The 16,824-nt window shown below is 71.7% G+C and carries 16 protein-coding genes and 1 pseudogene; 6 read left to right on the top strand and 11 right to left on the bottom strand.

The features are described 5' to 3' along the window. The first annotated feature begins 39 nt into the window (after positions 1-39). The gene (locus FHL79_RS02305; RefSeq protein ID WP_138757006.1) at positions 40-1,830 is read left to right on the top strand and encodes an acyl-CoA dehydrogenase; all 1,791 of its coding nucleotides are present in this window, start codon (positions 40-42) and stop codon (positions 1,828-1,830) included. 80 nt (positions 1,831-1,910) lie between these two features. Here FHL79_RS02305 and FHL79_RS02300 read toward each other — a convergent pair whose 3' ends face one another. Next, a complete protein-coding gene (locus FHL79_RS02300; RefSeq protein ID WP_246080253.1) occupies positions 1,911-2,123 on the bottom strand; it encodes a hypothetical protein in 213 nt (70 codons plus the stop codon). Between the two features lie 221 nt (positions 2,124-2,344). Between FHL79_RS02300 and FHL79_RS02295 the strand changes: the two genes are divergently transcribed. Then, entirely contained in the window at positions 2,345-3,370 is a 1,026-nt protein-coding gene (locus FHL79_RS02295; RefSeq protein ID WP_138757005.1) for a YihY/virulence factor BrkB family protein, read from the top strand. A 120-nt stretch (positions 3,371-3,490) separates the two neighbouring features. Here the strand turns inward: FHL79_RS02295 and FHL79_RS02290 are convergent, their stop codons facing one another. Next, positions 3,491-4,243, bottom strand: a complete 753-nt coding sequence (locus tag FHL79_RS02290; protein WP_138757004.1) for an enoyl-CoA hydratase/isomerase family protein — start codon at positions 4,241-4,243, stop codon at positions 3,491-3,493. Between the two features lie 208 nt (positions 4,244-4,451). Here FHL79_RS02290 and FHL79_RS02285 point away from each other — a divergent pair, with 208 nt between their 5' ends. Beyond that, positions 4,452-5,345 (top strand): hypothetical protein, encoded by an 894-nt coding sequence (locus FHL79_RS02285; protein WP_138757003.1) that lies wholly within the window; start codon positions 4,452-4,454, stop codon positions 5,343-5,345. A 24-nt stretch (positions 5,346-5,369) separates the two neighbouring features. Here the strand turns inward: FHL79_RS02285 and FHL79_RS02280 are convergent, their stop codons facing one another. Continuing rightward, complete coding sequence (locus tag FHL79_RS02280) at positions 5,370-6,077, bottom strand: hemerythrin domain-containing protein (RefSeq protein ID WP_138757002.1); 708 nt, start codon at positions 6,075-6,077, stop codon at positions 5,370-5,372. A 78-nt stretch (positions 6,078-6,155) separates the two neighbouring features. Continuing rightward, complete coding sequence (locus tag FHL79_RS02275) at positions 6,156-6,608, bottom strand: MarR family winged helix-turn-helix transcriptional regulator (protein ID WP_138757001.1); 453 nt, start codon at positions 6,606-6,608, stop codon at positions 6,156-6,158. Positions 6,609-6,667: 59 nt separating this feature from the next. On the opposite strand from FHL79_RS02275, the gene FHL79_RS02270 reads away from it, so the two are divergent. From FHL79_RS02270 to FHL79_RS02260, 3 genes are all read left to right on the top strand, one after another. Further along, positions 6,668-7,000, top strand: coding sequence for an antibiotic biosynthesis monooxygenase (locus FHL79_RS02270; RefSeq protein WP_138757000.1), 333 nt, complete (start codon positions 6,668-6,670; stop codon positions 6,998-7,000). 34 nt (positions 7,001-7,034) lie between these two features. Beyond that, positions 7,035-8,696 carry a bifunctional 3'-5' exonuclease/DNA polymerase gene (locus FHL79_RS02265; protein WP_138756999.1) on the top strand — a complete coding sequence of 554 codons (1,662 nt, stop codon included), beginning with the start codon at positions 7,035-7,037 and terminating at the stop codon, positions 8,694-8,696. Between the two features lie 114 nt (positions 8,697-8,810). After that, positions 8,811-9,254 carry a MarR family winged helix-turn-helix transcriptional regulator gene (locus tag FHL79_RS02260; protein WP_246080251.1) on the top strand — a complete coding sequence of 148 codons (444 nt, stop codon included), beginning with the start codon at positions 8,811-8,813 and terminating at the stop codon, positions 9,252-9,254. A gap of 40 nt (positions 9,255-9,294) precedes the next feature. On the opposite strand, the gene FHL79_RS02255 is transcribed toward FHL79_RS02260, so the two are convergent. The 7 genes and pseudogenes from FHL79_RS02255 to FHL79_RS02225 form a co-directional block, all read right to left on the bottom strand. Beyond that, positions 9,295-10,140, bottom strand: coding sequence for a hypothetical protein (locus FHL79_RS02255; RefSeq protein ID WP_246080249.1), 846 nt, complete (start codon positions 10,138-10,140; stop codon positions 9,295-9,297). Positions 10,141-10,154: 14 nt separating this feature from the next. Beyond that, positions 10,155-10,433, bottom strand: a complete 279-nt coding sequence (locus FHL79_RS02250; protein ID WP_138756996.1) for a hypothetical protein — start codon at positions 10,431-10,433, stop codon at positions 10,155-10,157. A 291-nt stretch (positions 10,434-10,724) separates the two neighbouring features. Beyond that, a pseudogene (locus FHL79_RS02245) lies at positions 10,725-11,930 on the bottom strand (GntP family permease); the annotation flags it as partial. Between the two features lie 1,178 nt (positions 11,931-13,108). After that, positions 13,109-13,852 (bottom strand): SDR family NAD(P)-dependent oxidoreductase, encoded by a 744-nt coding sequence (locus FHL79_RS02240; RefSeq protein WP_138756995.1) that lies wholly within the window; start codon positions 13,850-13,852, stop codon positions 13,109-13,111. A gap of 231 nt (positions 13,853-14,083) precedes the next feature. Then, entirely contained in the window at positions 14,084-14,677 is a 594-nt protein-coding gene (locus tag FHL79_RS02235) for a TetR/AcrR family transcriptional regulator (protein WP_138756994.1), read from the bottom strand. A 557-nt stretch (positions 14,678-15,234) separates the two neighbouring features. Continuing rightward, entirely contained in the window at positions 15,235-16,008 is a 774-nt protein-coding gene (locus tag FHL79_RS02230) for a hypothetical protein (RefSeq protein ID WP_138756993.1), read from the bottom strand. Next, entirely contained in the window at positions 16,005-16,316 is a 312-nt protein-coding gene (locus FHL79_RS02225) for a PadR family transcriptional regulator (protein WP_138756992.1), read from the bottom strand. The genes FHL79_RS02230 and FHL79_RS02225 overlap by 4 nt, the downstream gene beginning before the upstream one ends. Positions 16,317-16,824: the final 508 nt, after the last annotated feature.

Raw genomic sequence — 16,824 nt, 5'->3', positions numbered from 1 at the left:
GCTCGTCCGCCCGACATCGTCGTCGTACCGGGAGTCGCTGTGCCGTCGTTGATCCTGTCCCCCCGCGACCTCGAGTTCCTGCTGCACGAGTGGCTCGACGTCGAGACGCTGACCAAGCGGCCGCGCTACGCCGAGCACTCCCGGGAGACGTTCGACGCCGTCCTCGAGCTGGCCGAGCAGATCGCCACCGAGCACTTCGCGCCGCACAACCGCAAGGCCGACGAGAACGAGCCGCACCTCGTCGACGGCAAGGTGCAGCTGGTCCCCGAGGTCGCCGCGGCGCTGAAGGTGTTCGCCGACGCCGGCATGAACGCCGCGCCGCTGCCCGAGGAGCTCGGCGGGCTGCAGCTCCCGGCGGCGGTCAACCAGGCCGTCCACGTGTGGTTCCAGGCCGCCAACATCGGGACGTCGGCTTATCCGTTCCTCACCATGGCCAACGCGAACCTGCTGGTCGCGCACGGGACGCCGGAGCAGGTGCAGACCTACGTGCCGCCGATGGCCGAGGGGCGCTGGTTCGGCACGATGGCGCTGTCCGAGCCGCAGGCCGGCTCGTCGCTCGCCGACATCACCACTCGCGCCGTGCCCCAGGACGACGGCAGCTACCGGCTGACCGGCAACAAGATGTGGATCTCCGGCGGCGACCACGAGCTGACCGAGAACATCGTCCACCTGGTGCTGGCCAAGGTGCCCGGTGGACCGGCGGGGGTGAAGGGCATCTCGCTGTTCGTCGTCCCGAAGTTCCTGGTGAAGGACGACGGCACCCTCGGGGAGCGCAACGACGTCGTCCTCGCCGGGCTCAACCACAAGATGGGCTACCGCGGGACCACCAACACCCTGCTGAACTTCGGCGAGGGGGTGCACACCCCGGGCGGGCAGCCCGGCGCGGTCGGCTTCCTGGTCGGCGAGCTGCACCGCGGGCTCACCTACATGTTCCACATGATGAACGAGGCGCGGATCGGTGTCGGGATGGGCGCCACCGGGCTGGGCTACACCGGCTACCTGCACGCCGTCGACTACGCCCGCACCCGCACGCAGGGCCGGGCACTCGCCGGCAAGGACCCCGCCGCCCCGCCGGTGCCGATCGTCGAGCACGCCGACGTCCGGCGGATGCTGCTGGCCGCGAAGTCCTACGTGGAGGGCGGTCTCGCCCTGGGGCTGTACTGCGCCCGGCTGGTCGACGAGGAGCGGACGGCCGAGACCGAGGAGGAGCGGGCGCGGGCGCACCTGCTGCTCGAGACGCTGACCCCGATCGCCAAGAGCTGGCCCTCGCAGTGGTGCCTGGCCGCCAACGACCTGGCCATCCAGGTACACGGCGGCTACGGGTACACCCGCGACTACCCAGTCGAGCAGTTCTACCGGGACAACCGGCTCAACCCGATCCACGAGGGCACCCACGGCATCCAGGCGCTGGACCTGCTCGGCCGCAAGGTCGTGATGAACGGCGGCGCCGGCCTGGTCGCTCTCGGCGAGGCGATCGGCGCCACCACGCAGCGGGCCGCCGGGACGCAGTGGGCCGACCTCGGCGAGACCCTCGACGACCTGGTGCAGCGGCTCGGAGCGGTGACCGCGACGCTGTGGGCCGACGGCGACCCGGAGGTGGCGCTGGCCAACGCGGCGGTGTACCTCGAGGCAGCCGGGCACGTGGTCGTCGGCTGGTTGTGGCTGGAGCAGGCCCTGGCCACCGAGGGGCGGGACGGCGACTTCTACGACGGCAAGCGCCAGGCCGCCCGGTACTTCCAGCGCTGGGAGCTGCCCAAGGTCGGACCGCAACTGGCGCTGCTGGCATCGCTGGACGGAACGGTCCGCGACATGCGCAGCGACTGGTTCTAGCGCAGAGACGACGACGGCGGCCCTCCGAGGAGGGCCGCCGTCGTTCGGCAGTTCGCGGGCCCGCTACAGGGCCGGCAGGGCTAGAGGACTGCGGTCGCCGTCGCCGTCGCGCGGGCCGCCTCGACGGCGGTGCTCCGGGCCCGGGGGGCGGAGGCCGCCCGCTTCTCCGCCTCGTACCGCGCCGTGGACTGCGTGCCCATCGCGATCACCAGAGCGGTCAGCACGAGGAAACCGAGCAGAGCCAGCGTGGGCCACATCACCATCAAGTGCTCCAAGTCGATCTCGGGGTCCACCGGGGGAAGTCGGCGGCTCTCGTCGAGCTGTCAATTCCCGGTCCGAGAGCCAGTCAATCGCGTACGGAGCGACTCATTCGGTGAACAGTGTGTGACGATCGTCGCCTCCGGCTGTGCGGCACGGACCGTTACGCATCTGCCACCGAGTGGAGGCGTGGAGACGGCCGGCCCGGGGCACCCCTCCGACGACCTGTCCGCGCCAGAACCACCGGAGGCCCCGCATGGCCGGAGCAAGCGCACCCGACGCCCGCGAGAGCGGGCGCGGTGGCACCGCGCAGGACACCGCCCCAGGTGACGACAACATCAGCCGAGAGCGTGCGGACTTCGCCCCGACCGGCGCCGACCCGAAGCCCACCACGGGCGGCACGATCAAGCGGACCCTCAAGGAGTTCAGCGAGGACGGCCTCACCGACTGGGCGGCCTCGCTCACCTACTACGGCGTACTGGCACTGTTCCCCGCCCTCACGGCGCTGCTGTCGATCGTCGGTCTGCTCACCAACCCGCAGCAGCTCACCGAGGCGATCACCGCCGTCGTGCCGGCGCAGGCCGCCGACACGCTCAACCCGGTCATCGAGCAGATCGCCGGGAGCTCGAAGTCCGCGAGTCTCGGCTTGATCATCGGTGTCGCCGCCGCCATCTGGTCCGCGTCCGGCTACGTCGGCGCCTTCACCCGCGCTGCCAACGTCGTCTACGAGACGCCCGAGGGCCGCAAGGTCTGGAAGCTCAAGCCGCTGCAGCTGCTCATCACGCTGATCGGCATCTTGTTCGCCGCCCTCATCCTGGCGATGCTGGTGCTCAGCGGTCCGGTGGTCGACGCCATCGGTCAGTCCATCGGCCTGGGCGACACGGTGCTCACCATCTGGAGCTGGGCCAAGTGGCCGGTCATCCTGGTGCTGCTGGCGCTGATGATCGCCGTCCTCTACTACTCCACCCCGAACGTGCGCCTGCGCGGCTTCTCGTTCATCAGCCCCGGGGCCATCGTCGCGATCCTGGTGGCCGTCGTCGCCTCGGCGCTGTTCGCCTTCTACGTCGGCAACTTCGGCAGCTACAACAAGACCTACGGGGCGCTCGCCGGTGTGGTGATCTTCCTGATCTGGTTCTGGTTGATCAACCTCGCCCTGCTGTTCGGCATCGAGCTGAACGCCGAGATCGAGCGGACGAAGGAGCTGAAGGAGGGTGTGCCGCGCGCCGAGAAGGAGATCCAGCTCGACGCCCGGGACACGCCCAAGGACAAGCAGACGACCTGATCCCGGTCGCCCGACGACGGGCCCGGCCCCCGCGGGAGCCGGGCCCGTCGTGCGTCGGTGCCAGGTGGACCGACTCCGTTACCCGGTCCGCTCCTCGCTGCGATGCTCCCGCGGCTGTCGTCAGTCCGGGGTCGGCCGCCGCATCGACCACATCTGCGCGGGACGCTCGAACTGGGTGGCGATCTCCCAGCTGACCCCGGGCGGCCCGGTCTCCTTGCGGAAGTTGGCGACGGTGAGGCGGGCCAGCGCCGGGTCCTTGGCCACCCGGGTCGCCAGCTCCAGGGCGCGGCCGTCGACGGCGTCGTCGTCGTCGGTCTCCCAGGCCAGCCCCAGCCGGACGGCCGTCTCGCCGTCGACCTCCTCGCCGAACAGCGCCATCGCCGCCGCGGCCTCCCGGCCGACGAGCCGCGACAGCAGGACGAAGTGGCCACCGCCGGGGTGGATGCCGCGCTTGAGGAAGCCGCAGATCAGCCGGGCGTCGCGGGCGACGACCCGCAGGTCGGCGGCGAGCAGCATGTTCATCCCCGCGCCGACCGCGGAGCCGCGGACCGCCGCGATCGTGGGGGCCTTGACCTGACCGAGCCGGTAGAACGAGTCGTAGATCGCGCCCATCCCGGCGTAGGCCTCCGGCGCGGCCGGGTCCCTGCCGGCGTCGGTCAGCGTCTGCACGTCACCGCCGGCGCAGAAGGACCTGCCTTCGGCCCGGACCACCAAGGCGCCGACGTCGTCCCGGGCGTCGACCTCGTCGAAGGTGGCGATCAGCTCGCCGGCCATCGCCGGGGTCAGCGCGTTGCGCCGCTGGGGTGCGTTGAGGGTGACGACGGCGACGCCGTCGGTCACCTCGAGCAGGACCTCACCTGAGCTGCCGGACATGCGACTCCCTCGTGGTCGGAGCCGGCGGCGGTGCCGGCCCGTGTCGCTGCGATCAGACCACGGGCACCGGTCGAGGGCACAGGGTGCGGGCCCAGGGTCCGGCCTCGGCGCAGGGACCGTGCGCAAAGGCGGTGACAGCCGCGCGACCCCGGTGGTTCCATGGGAGGGTCCGAGACCGTGCACGGGGGACGACCGCACGGGAGACCCCGTGGACCGCATCTCCGCGTCCCCCCGGACGCCGACCACCCGCCAGCAGGACGAGCCGGTGCGCACGCTGCAGCCAGTCATGCGCGCGCTCCTCGCCGTCTTCTGCGTGCTGACCGCGATGGCCACGATCGCCCTGTTCGTGCTGTCCTCGGCCACCGACGAGTTCTTCGCCTGGACGATCCAGCCGCCGCTGACCGCCGCGCTGATGGGCGCCGGCTACGCGGCGGGGTTCCTGCTGGTGGCTCTCTCGCTGCGCGACCCCGTCTGGGCGCACAGCCGGCTCCCGGTGCTGACCATCCTGGCGTTCACCGTGATCACGCTGATCGCCACCCTGGTGCACCTGGACCGGTTCCACCTGCAGCCGGAGTTCGCCTCGCTGCCCTGGATCGCCCGGACGGCCGCCTGGTTCTGGTTGATCGTCTACGTCCTGATCCCGGTGGCGATGGCAGTCTCGGTGGCCCTGCAGGAACGGGCGCCGGGTCGGGACCCGCGCCCCGGGCACCCGGTGCCGGTCGTGCTGCGGACGGCGCTGGCCGTCGAGTCGGCGGTGCTCCTCGTCAGCGGTGTGGCGCTGGTGACCGCGCCGTCCACCGCGCCGACGCTGTGGCCCTGGCCGCTGACCCCGCTCACCGCCCGGGTGGTCGCCGCCTGGCTGATCGCCTTCGGGGTGGCGACGGCGCTCGCCGCCCTCGCCGGTGACCTGGCCCGGCTGCGCACCTCGGCCATCGCCTACACCGTCTTCGGTGTGCTCACGCTGGTCGCGGTCGCCCGGTACCCCGACACCCTCGACTGGGACGGCGTCCCGGCCTGGGTCTTCCTGGTGGTCGCCGTCGCGATCGTGGCCACCGGGGCAGCGGGGTGGCGGATCGCCCCGGTGCCCGAACGGGCGCGCTGACCCCCGAGCGGGGTCAGCGCCGGGTCAGCGGCTGGTCGGGGGCTGGTCCCCGCGACGGGACAGCGGGACCCGCTCGACCCAACCGGCGACCGCGGCCAGCCCCCGGCTGACCGCCTGACCGGCCGGCGCGAGCCGTTCGGGTCCGTGCTGGACGCCGGCGTCGACGAGGTCGCGGGAACGGTCGAGCAGGCTCAGCGGCAGGCCGGAGACCGCGTTGCCCGGCGGACGGCGGGAGACCGTCGGGTGCGCCCGGGTCGGCGAGACGCGGCGGGCCACCTCCCACTGCAGGCCGAGCCGACGCAGCGCCTTGGCGTCCAGCGCCTCCTGCAGCCGCGGGAACATCACGTCCTCCTCGTCCCGCACGTCCTCCTTGAGCACCGTGACCAGCCGGGCCAGCCGCTCGGGACGGCGGGGGTCGTCGTGGTCCAGGGTCTCGAGCTCGGCGACGAGCTCGTTCACCTCCTGGTGCTCCTCCTCCACCTGCAGCGTGAGCGCCTCGCCGTCCGGCAGCACGCGGCGGATGACCGGCCACAGCACGGTCTCCTCGGCGAAGGCGTGGCTGAAGACCAACCGATCGATCGTGCGCAGCACGCGCTCCTGCGCGGTACCGGTGCTGCCGTCGAGCTCCTGCAGCAACCGGTCGAGCTCCATGTGGTCGTTGCGCTGACGGACGAACACGCTGCCGGGGCCACCGAGCTCGGAGACGGTCTGGTCGGCGATCGAGCGGGACATCACAGCTCCTGGGTCGCGGTGCGGCGCCGTGCTGTTCGACGCCCGCCTCCCCTTCCCTGGACGGGTCCGTCTCATACCTCAGCCGGCGGCCGGCTCGTGCAGCGCGGCCAGCAGCCGGCGGAGCACGCCCCGGGCCTGGTCGAGGTCGGCCGGGCTCACCGCCGCGCGTGCCAGCAGCGCCGCCCGGTCGGCGTCGGACCGGCGCACCAGCCGGTCGAGGGTCGACGCACCCGCGGCGGTGAGGATCACGAGGGGCGCACGGACGTGGTCGGGGTTGGGGCGCAGCTCGGCCTGCCCCGCGGCCACCAGGTCGTCGACCACGCGCTGCACGCTCTGCCGCGCCAGCCCGAGACGGCGGGAGGCGCTCGCCACGGTCCGCGGGCCGTCGGACACCACGCTGAGGACGTGCCAGCGGGCGGCGGACTGGCCGACCTCCCGGGCCAGGACCTCGCTGGTGCGCCGCGACTCCCCGGCCAGCTCGTAGACGTCGGCGATCAGCAACCGGTAGGCGTCGAGGTCCGAAGCGCTCATGGTTGACAGCATACTGTCGGAAGCGCAGGCTGCTGTCATCAACGGCAACGGAGGCGACCATGATCCTGCGACTGTGGAGGGGCTTCACCGACCCCGACCTGTCCGTGGCCTACGAGGACCTGCTGACCGGCCAGATCGCGCCCGCGATCATGGCGCGGGGCGTCCCGGGCCTGCACGACCTGACCGTGCTGCGCCGGCACCCGCGGGAGCTGGACCCGGCCGAGGGCGGCGAGGTGCTGACCGCGATGACCTTCACCGACCTCGACGCGGTGGCGGCCTTCACCGGCGGCGATCCGGGCACCTCCGTCGTCCCGCCGGCGGCCCGGGCACTGCTGTCACGCTTCGACGAGCACTCCCGGCACTACACGACCGTGCGGCGCTTCAGCAGCTGACCGCCCTGTCGGACCCCTCGGCGACACTGACGGGGTGAACCGCGTCGTCCTCGTGCGCTCCGGCGAGGGCACGGTGCGGGCGCACGAGCTCGACGAGGACGGCGTCGTCGTCACGGTCACGCAGGTGCCCCGCGCCGAGCTGGCCGGCTTCGTCCGGGCCCGGGAGTCCGCCCCGGTGCGCTGGGTCTGGGACGACACCACCCGGTGGTACCCGGAGCTGCTGGACGCCGGCGTCCGGGTGGAGCGCTGCACCGACCTGCGGTTGAGCTCCGCCGTGCTGCGCCGGTCCCCGTTCGTCGACCGGTCGCTCGTGCACAGCGCCGACGCCTCCGGGTGGGCAGCACTCGAGCCGGTGGTGCCGTCCGACCCGGCACTCTTCGCGCTGGAGGACCCCGCGGACCGGCTGGACCCGCTCGCCGAGCACGAGCGGCAGCTGGCGGCGGTGGCGGCGTCCCCGCACCGCGGGCGGCTGGGCCTGCTGCTGGCCGCCGAGTCCTCCGGGGCGCTGGTCGCCGCCGAGATGACACACGCCGGGCTGCCGTGGCGCGCCGACGTCCACGACCGGCTGCTGGCCGAGCTGCTCGGGCCGCGACCGGTCAACGGCCACCGCCCGGCCGCGCTGGAGCGGCTGCTGCCGGAGATCCGCGCCGCCTTCCGGGCGCCCGAGCTCAACCCGGACTCACCTCCCGGGCTGCTGCGCGCGCTGCAGGACGCCGGACTGCCGGTGTCCGACACCCGGTCCTGGACGCTCGAGCAGCTGGAGCACCCCGGCATCGCGCCGCTGCTCGAGTACAAGAAGCTGGGCCGGCTGCTCGCCGCCAACGGGTGGAACTGGCTGGACACCTGGGTGCGCGACGGCCGGTTCCGGTCCTGGTTCCTGCCCGGCGGGGTGGTCACCGGCCGGTGGGCGTCCAACGGCGGCGGTGCGCTCTCGGTGCCGCTGCAGATCCGGCCCGCGGCCATCGCCGACGAGGGCTGGCGGTTCGTCGTCGCCGACGTCGCGCAGCTCGAGCCACGGGTGCTCGCCGGGATGAGCGCGGACACCGCGATGGCCGAGGCGGCTCGGGCGTCGGACCTGTACCAGGGGATGGTGGCCAGCGGTGCGGTGGCGACCCGGGCCGAGGCCAAGGTCGGCATGCTGGGGGCCATGTACGGCGGCACCCGCGGGGAGAGCGGGCGGATGATGCCGCGGCTGACCCGCCGGTACCCACGGGCGATCGGCCTGGTCGAGGAGGCCGCCCGCGCGGGCGAGCGAGGCGAGGTGGTGCACACCCTGCTGGGCCGCGGCTCCCCGCTGCCGACCGGGGAGTGGGCCGAGCAGGCCGTCGAGCTCGGCGAACCGGCCGACGAGGGCGGATCTCGGGAGGACCGGGACCGGCACCGCCGGGCGTGGGGACGCTTCACCCGGAACTTCGTCGTCCAGGGCACGGGGGCGGAGTGGGCACTGTGCTGGCTGGCCGACCTCCGCAACCGGCTCTGGCGCCTCGGCGACGGCGACACCGTCAGCGACCGGCCGCACCTGGTGTTCTTCCTGCACGACGAGGTGCTGGTGCACACCCCCGCCGCCCTGGCCGACGCGGTCTCCGCAGAGGTCCGGCGCTCTGCGGCCGAGGCCGGACGGCTGCTGTTCGGCGGCTTCCCGGTCGACTTCCCGCTCGACGTCTCGGTCGTGCGGTCCTGGGCCGACGCCGGCTGAGCCCTCGGCTCAGGTGGGGATCCGCCACCCGACGCACTGTTGGCCCTCGCGGTGGGCATGCTCCGCAGCCGTGCGCGCCGGGTCGTCAAGAAGGTTGCGTCCTATTGTCTTGTTGTGACCACCACTGCACCCAGCGTCGAGCTCGACGACCAGCTCTGCTTCGCGCTGTACAGCGCCTCGCGAGCGGTGACGGCCCGATATCGGCCGATGCTGGACCAGCTGGGCCTGACCTATCCGCAGTTCCTGGTGCTGATGACGCTCTGGGAGCGCGACGACCAGAGCGTCCGTGAGATCAGCGACCGTCTCGACCTGGACTCCGGGACGACCTCCCCGCTGCTCAAGCGGCTCGACGCGGCCGGCCTGGTCACCCGGGAGCGGAGCGCGGCCGACGAGCGCCGGGTGCGGGTGCGGCTCACCGATGCCGGCCGGGCGCTGGAGCAGCCCGCGTGCGGCGTGTCGTCGATGATGATCGGCGCGCTGGACCTCGACGTCCAGGAGTTCGCTGCTCTCAAGCGGCAGCTCGAGGAGCTCACCGCGCGGGTGAGCGGCAGTCGCTGACCCGCCGGGCCCCCACTCCCCGTGGGGGCCCGGCCGTGCCTCAGTCGAGGGTGACCAGCCAGCAGCCGGACTCGCCGTAGGGCTCGACCTCGAAGCCCAGCTGACGCAGGCACCCGCCGATCGCGGCGTTCATCGTGCGCTGCAGCCCGGCGTGCACCGGGGCGCCGTGCACCTGGTCGTTGGCCATCCGGGCGTGCTGGTGCCAGCTGACCAGGACACCGGGGCGACCGGGCTCGGGGGTCAGGCACACCCCGCCGGCCGGCTCGTCGCCCGAGCAGTCGTGCAGCGCCAGACCGGCCTCGACCAGTCCCCCGGCCACCTCCACGACCAGCGTCACGAGCTCGTCCTCGTCGGACAGCGGCCCGTCCCACTCGGCCGGCAGCCGGTCGAGCTGGTCGCCGAGGTCACTCAGCCACGCCCGCTCCTCCTCCGACTGCCGACGGACCACCCGGCCGTCGGAGTGCAGCACACCGTGCACCGCCCGGCCGGACTCGGCCAGGCCACCGGAGAGCGCTGCCCAGTCCGCCTCGATCCGGTCGCGGAAGGGACCTGCGACGACCCGCTCGCCCGACCCGTCGTCCGGGTCGTCGACCAGCCACCACGCCGGCGGGGTGCCCTGTCCGGCGACCCGCTTCCCGGCCGGGTGCGCGGCCACGCTGACCGCCACCGCCTGCGCTTCCTCGGTCGCCGTGGTGGCCGGCCGCTCCGTATCCACCGGCCCCGCGGCGCCACCGGAGGCGGCGCCCGCGCCGACCACGGCGGGGACGGCGGCCCGCTGCCGCTGCGCCTGCACCTGGTTGCGCTCGAACTCGTACTGGGCGGTCGAGTGCGTGGCGAGCGCGATGACGATCGCGGCCAGCACGACGAAACCCACGACAGCGACCACCGGCCAGATGATCATCACCGCACCGCCGGCACGGCGCTGCGGACGGGACGGTTGCCGAACGTGCCGGCCGGGCCCGGGACGGCGCCCCAGCGGGCTGCCCGCCGCGACGAGTCCCGCCACCACATGAGCAGCCGGGCACCGGAGGCCCGGAACGAGGGCCGCACCGGGGGCAGGGCGGGCTCCTCGGTCCCGAACATCTCGAGCAGCGCCGCGAGGCTCAGCTCGTCGGCGGGCAGCAGCAGGTGCGGGTGGGACGACGACGGGCGGTGCGCCACGTCTGCAAGCGTGTTCACGGCGGGACTCCTCGGACGGTCCGTCGCGACTGGGGAAGTGCCGCGGACGTGTCGAAAACGTAGGACGCAGCAGGGTCCCGACCGCCCTTCCGGACACGTCGTCCGGAGCCCCGTCACCGAATCGTTGCGCCGGCCCCGCCACCGGTCGATGACCGGCCTCCTGACGGCACCCTTGTCGACATCTGCGCAGGTCCGGGCCCGGTTTTCCGCGAGACCGCGGTCGGTGACCCCGGGACGGCGGTCCGCCGCGGAGTGTCGGGCGGGCGCAGAGCGGGGCCACTCCGACCGGGGTCAGACGGCCGCGGCCACCAGGCTGGCCACCAGCACCAGCGGCAGGGAGACGACGGCCCCGAGCGAGGTCGCCGTCGTCAGGGTCTTCAGGCTGCCCTTGGTGGAGAGGTCGAGCAGGGTGCTGAACATCCAGAAGAAGTTGCTGTTGACGTGCAGCGCGAACATCGCGCCCGAGGCGATGGCCAGCGCGATGACGACGGGGTCGACGCTGAGCGAGCCGACGATGGGCGAGATGATGCCCGCGGCGGTGATCGCCCCGACCGACACCGACCCGATCGCGAAGTGCAGCACCGCGGCGATGAACTAGGCGAGCAGGATGCTGATGATCACCGGCGCGTTCTCGTCGGCGGCGAAGAGGTCGACGAGCGTCTCGTCCATGCCGCTCTCGGCGATGACGGCGCCGAGGGACCCGCCGACGCCCGTGACGAGCAGGATCTCGCCGGTGGTGTGGAAGCCGGCGGTGAGGACCGTGCCGACCCCGTCCGCGCCCAGCGACGGCCGGACCATGCCGAAGGCGATCAGCAGCCCCACGAAGAGGGCGATGTTGGCGTCGCCGAGGAAGGTGATCACCGGGTTGGAGAGGTCCGCCAGGCCGGCGATGGCCCCGGTGGCGATGAGCACCAGCGGCACCAGGATCGGCAGCAGGCGCACCCACAGCGGCAACCGGGCGGCGCGCTCGGCCCGCGGCACGTCCTCCGTCTCGTCGTGCGGACGGCCCTCCTCGTCGACGACGACATCGGGGTCGAGGTCGGTCCGCTCGTTCCAGTAGCCCCACCCCAGCAGCCGGCGGAAGAGGAACGTCGTGATCAGCGCGGTCGTCAGCCCGATCGGCAGTCCGTACAGCAGGTAGGTCCCCAGCGGCACCTCCATGAGCCCGGCGATGGCCACCGCGGCGAGGCCGGGGACGACGAAGACGTACCCGGCGAAGATGCCGATGGCCATGGCGCCGGCGAGCCAGGGCAGGCCGTGCCGGCGGTCGACGCCCGGCGCCGACTCCTTGGCCATCGGCGCCGCCAGGACGACCTGCACGTCGACGTAGATGGACGGGAAGATCGTGGAGAGCGTGCCGGCCATCGCGTAGGGCAGGCGGCGCCCGACCTTGCGCGCCAGGAGCTCTACCAGGTCGTTGAACGTGCCCATCGAGTGCAGCAGCGCGCCGATCAGGACGCCGAAGCCGATGAGCAGGCCGACCTCGGCCATGATCTCGCCGAACCCTGGGCTGCCGACGCGCGCAGGAGGTCTGTGAGATCAGGTACGACCCGGCCTCCTGAGAGCAGCCGGTAGCGGCAGCCACCGGTCGGTCGGCCGAGCCCGAGAGCGGCCGACGTGGAGGTCAGCCTGTGGGCGCCACCCCAGCCAGCCCCCCGCGCAGCGAGGAGCTGCTGGTCAGCACGGTGGGCCCCGTGGGGATCGAACCCACAACCCGCGGATTAAAAGCTCGGACGACGCACTGCCCTGAGCTGCGCGTTCGCTGATCAATATGGGCATTGACCAGCGAATTCACCGTGGGAAGTACATGATCGCGAACGAGCGTTAACGACCCTTCTGTGGGCGTCTTGTGGGCGCCATGTGGGCGCCGGTATCGCTCAGCGCCTCGGCTCGAGCCGCAGTTCGCGCGCAACGGACGAACCCGGTCGAGCGTCTTCCGCGTCAGCGACTCGCCTGCGTTCGGTGCCCGACGGAAGCGGTTTCGAAGATCGCTCCGACGCACTCCAATTGCGTGTTCTCCCCGCAGTATCTGCAGGTCAGAGCGCCTCTAGGACTCGCCGTCAGTTTCCCCGTTGACCCTCTCGTGCCCGTCCTACGGGCGTACGTAGCGGCACGGCCAGGGAGTTGATCGGTCGGTGCTGTTTCTATATCTGAAACCGGGCGGTCGACGCTCCGCGCCGCCCGCCACACGCCCAACCAGACGTTGCGGTCCGCCGACATCCTGACCGCAGGGTCATGGGCGTCGACTCCGCACTTGGCCAAGCTCCGGTCGATCAAGCGCACTACCGGACGGGTGAGCCGGCTACGCCGGCGCTCCAGGGGGCTTGGTGCAGCTGGTGCACGGGTCCGGCGGTGAGCCCGCCGGCCGGCCGGCACTGAGGTCGCCGGCAGCGTCACGCTCGACGACCTGCGGCGGGTGTTCCCCGGCTTTTAGTCCGGCCTCAGTCGGCGAGGTTGACCGGGCCGGTGGAGCGGGCCGGCAGGGCGCGGCGGGCCAGCTGCTCGGGCACGGCGCCGGTGAGGTCGACCGGGCGCGAGTCGAGGGCCGCCGCCCGGGGCTCGTTCGACTGGCTGGTGTACGTGCTGACCGGTGGCGACTACTTCCTACAGGGCAGGACGTGCGACTACCTCGTACCAGCCTGAGCGCACGGAGGACGACGACCGCCCGCTCGACGTCACCAGGGAACGGGTCCCTCGTTGCCGACGAAGGTCCCGGTCGGGCCCTTCGGGCCGACCGTCGCCATCCCCACGATGATCTCCGCGCCCTCCTGCACGGTGTTCACCGCGACGCCGGCCGCCCGAAGCTGCTCCACCGTCGGCAGGCCCTCGCGGTGGGCGACGAAGTCCGTCGCGGTGGGCCCGGGTGACGCGGAGTTGACGCGCCAGCGGGGGAAGGCCCTCGCGTACTGGATGGTCAGCATGTTGAGCGCTGCCTTCGACATGGGGTACGCAAGCATTGACCACCGCGCGTCCGGGCTCGCGTTCAGCGTCATGGAGCCGACGGCGCTGGAGACGTTCACGACGACCGGAGCCCGGCTCGCCTCGAGCAGCGGCGTGAAGGCCGTCAACACCGCGGCGGCGCCGAACACGTTCGTTTCGAACACCCGGCGGAGGTCGTCGGGCGTCGCCTCGGCGGGCGGACGCTGGTCCCCGGCGATGCCGGCGTTGTTCACCAGGACGTCCAGCGCGCCGACCTCGTTCTGCAACCGGTCCACCGCCGCGGCGATCGAGGCGCCGTCGGTGGTGTCGAGGAGGACTGGCGTCGCGCCGACCTCAGCGCTTACCTCGATCCCTCGTCGCAGCTCCCGGGCACCCAGGTAGACGGTCTGACCGGCCTCCACGAGGCGACGGGCGACCTCGTAGCCGATCCCGCGGGTCGCACCGGTGACGAGGGCGGTTCTTCCTGCAAGCTCCGACATGGAATGCTCCTTCTGGGCGGGATGACCCAATCATGACACAGATTGGGTCACTTAACCCAGAAAAGCTGGAATGCTGCTGGGCTCGACGTCAAGGGTCAGCGGGACTGCCCGCAGTTGGTTCGACGATCTTGCATACGCGGCGGGGCCCAGGTGACGGAGACAACCCGGGCCGCTAGCTGTCAGAGCGGGCCTGGAAGGTGCAGGGCGGTCGGACGGACCGTCAGGCGATGGTCAGGTGGCGAAGGACTCGACGTAGCGGAGCGCGGCGTTCATCGACGCTCGCATGGGCGCCGTCGACTGCATGGTCTGCCCCAGGAGAGTGCCCCCCTGGAGGGCCGTCAGCAGCGCCATCGACAGCTCGTCGAGATCGGCCCCGGGACGGAGGTCGCCCCGGTCGCGCATAGCGCGGAGACCGTCCAGCAGCGGGGACTGCACGCGTACGAAGGCGCGGAAGAGCTCATCACGGGTCTGCTCGTCGCCAGGACTCGTTGAACCCGCCAGCATCGCCAACGTGCAGGCGCCGCGACTGCTGCCGTGAGCGAGGTTCTCCACCGCAGCGTCGGCCCACGCCCGCAGCGCCTCGAAGCTGTCGAGCGGACCCAGCATCGGGTTATCGACGACCGCCTCCGACTCGGACTGACGAGCGATGACCGCCCTCACGAGGGCCTGCTTGCTGCCGAAGTAGTGCATCAGCTGTGATCCGCTGACACCCGCGGTCTTGCGGACATCATCGGCGCTGGTGCCGGCGACTCCATGCTGGCCGATGAGCGTCGCGGCCGCCCCGACGATGTGCTCTCGGGTGGCTTGCCCTTTCCGGGTGATCACCCTCTCAGGCTAGTCAGCTGGGTCACCCCGCCCACCTACACCGCGTGATGGGTCGTAGCAGCGTGGACAAGCCCTGACCCATCGTCGACCAGGAGACCCTCAAGCAACTGCGCTTGGCGGCACGACGACGAGGGGGGCTCCGGCCGTGGCGTCCTCGAGCTCGACGACCTGATCCCTGAGTTATCGCGGCTGATCCTCGCCCGGCTGGTGGCGAAGGACTTCGAGCCTGGGGCGACACCTTGGCCCTGGTCGGGGACTGCGCCGGACCGAAAGCGCCCGTTGACGGACTGCCCGAAACCTGACCGTTTTCGGGACGGTAAGCGCTGGCGCCCCTGCGGGTGCGGTTCACGATTGCCTCACCCGATGTGCCAGGAGAGCCGGGTCGATCTTCGAGAGCCCGCGGGTGATGGAAAGGTGTTTCGCGCGTGTCGCCCTGGCTGGTGGCACGCGTCGTGCGCGACTCAGCGACGGCAGGCGATCAGATCAAACCAGTCCGACAACTGCCGGCGGAACGCTGTCGCCTCAACGCGGCACGCCGTCGGACTGGTTCACGTGCTTCAGCCGAAGACCCAGAAGAGGATCCCCATCGCAAGGTAATAGGTGGGGATCATCAGGGGCGGCAGCAAGACGATCCAGCCTGATCGCTGGGCTGCAATGTTCGCTCGCGGCTCAGGGGTGAGAGGGGAGGTGACGAGATCGTCGGCGGAGTCACCAGTCAGCTCGCGGTACTCGAGCCAGGACAGGGCGATCACCACCATAAAGAGGCCAATCGCGATCACTGCCGGTGATACCGGAACAACGGTCGCTGACGAAGTTCCACTGGCTGCTGCGGCTCCGACACCAGCCGCGGTGACCACGGCGAAGAGGGCGGTGCCCACCACCCAAGGGTGCGCCATCAGCGGGCGCAGCACTCGAGGTAGGCACAGCAGCGCGGCCGCGACCACGGCGAGACAGCCGAGCTGCACCAGGTTGTAGGTCAGTGGCTCACCACTGACCCAGTTTCGGATCGCAGCGGTGCCGACGAGCATGGCCAGCACCTGACCGGCGCCGAGGGCGGCGATGGTCCACACCCCGGACACGCGCTCGGGAGAGCTCTCCGCATCGATCTCGCGGGCGTAGTCGGTGGGATCACCGAACGCTGCTGAGGGGGGTTCACCGGTCTCCGTGCAGTGGCCCTCCACCTCGCCCAGGCGCTCCCCGATCACCAGACCGGGGACGTCTCGCAGCCGCAGCTCGAGCACGAACGCACTGCACCACTCCTGGTGGGCCCGGACGAACGGACGCTCCCAGACTTCCTGCGGTGCGGCCTGCACGCCGGGGGACTCGCTCATGTTGAACTCCTCGAGGAGTGGGTGGAGTGGACGAAGGCGTCGCCGCCCGCGGCAAGGTGGACGCCGACCCGGGCCGAGAACGCCTCCCACCGGGTGAGGCCGTGCTCCAGCTCGGCGCGGCCGGCGTCGGTGAGGGTGAAGTACTTGCGCCCCGGACCGGTGTCACCGGTCCGCCAGTCGACGATGACCAGCTCGTTCTTCTCGAGCCGGGCCAGCAGCGGGTACAGCGTGCCGCCCTTGATGTCGCCGAAGCCCGCGTCGGCCAGCCGACCGGCGATGGCATAGCCGTAGGTGGGCCCATCAGCCATGACTCGCAAGACGCACAGCTCGAGGACCCCGCGGAGCCACTCGCTGGGCTGCGGTCCGGTCGGCACGTCTTGATAGTGCCTCTACTTAGAGCGCCTGTCTAGTAGCTGCTGACCGAACTTCCAGGCGTGTCTTAGGCCGGGACCGTCCGCCCGTCCAAACGAAGTCCGAGCTCGCCACGCCGCCCAAGAGCTCGAACGCCCGTTAGCGAACTGACCGGTACATCAGCGTTCTCGGCATGCAGAGCCGCCAGTGGCCCAAGATGAGCGCTGCGTCCTGCTGCGGCCGACCGGCCGGCTACTGACCCTTCTACCGAGAGTAACTAGCGGAAAACGGCCATCCTGCTCTGCGTGACCAGATACGGGTTCCGAAACTACGGCCCACAACCACCCGCTTGCGGGCCGCTCCGCGGACTACTTGACTCGTCGGGCATTCGCGCAGGTCAGCCAACGAGTCAACCGGCCCAGAACCCGTGTCCGGAATCAACGGCCCGAATCGGCTGGCGGTTGA

It is taken from the genome of Modestobacter altitudinis, assembly GCF_005930475.1.
Classification (GTDB): domain Bacteria; phylum Actinomycetota; class Actinomycetes; order Mycobacteriales; family Geodermatophilaceae; genus Modestobacter; species Modestobacter altitudinis.
Note: the sequence above shows the minus strand (reverse complement) of the source record. Positions and strands in the feature narration are given on the sequence as shown.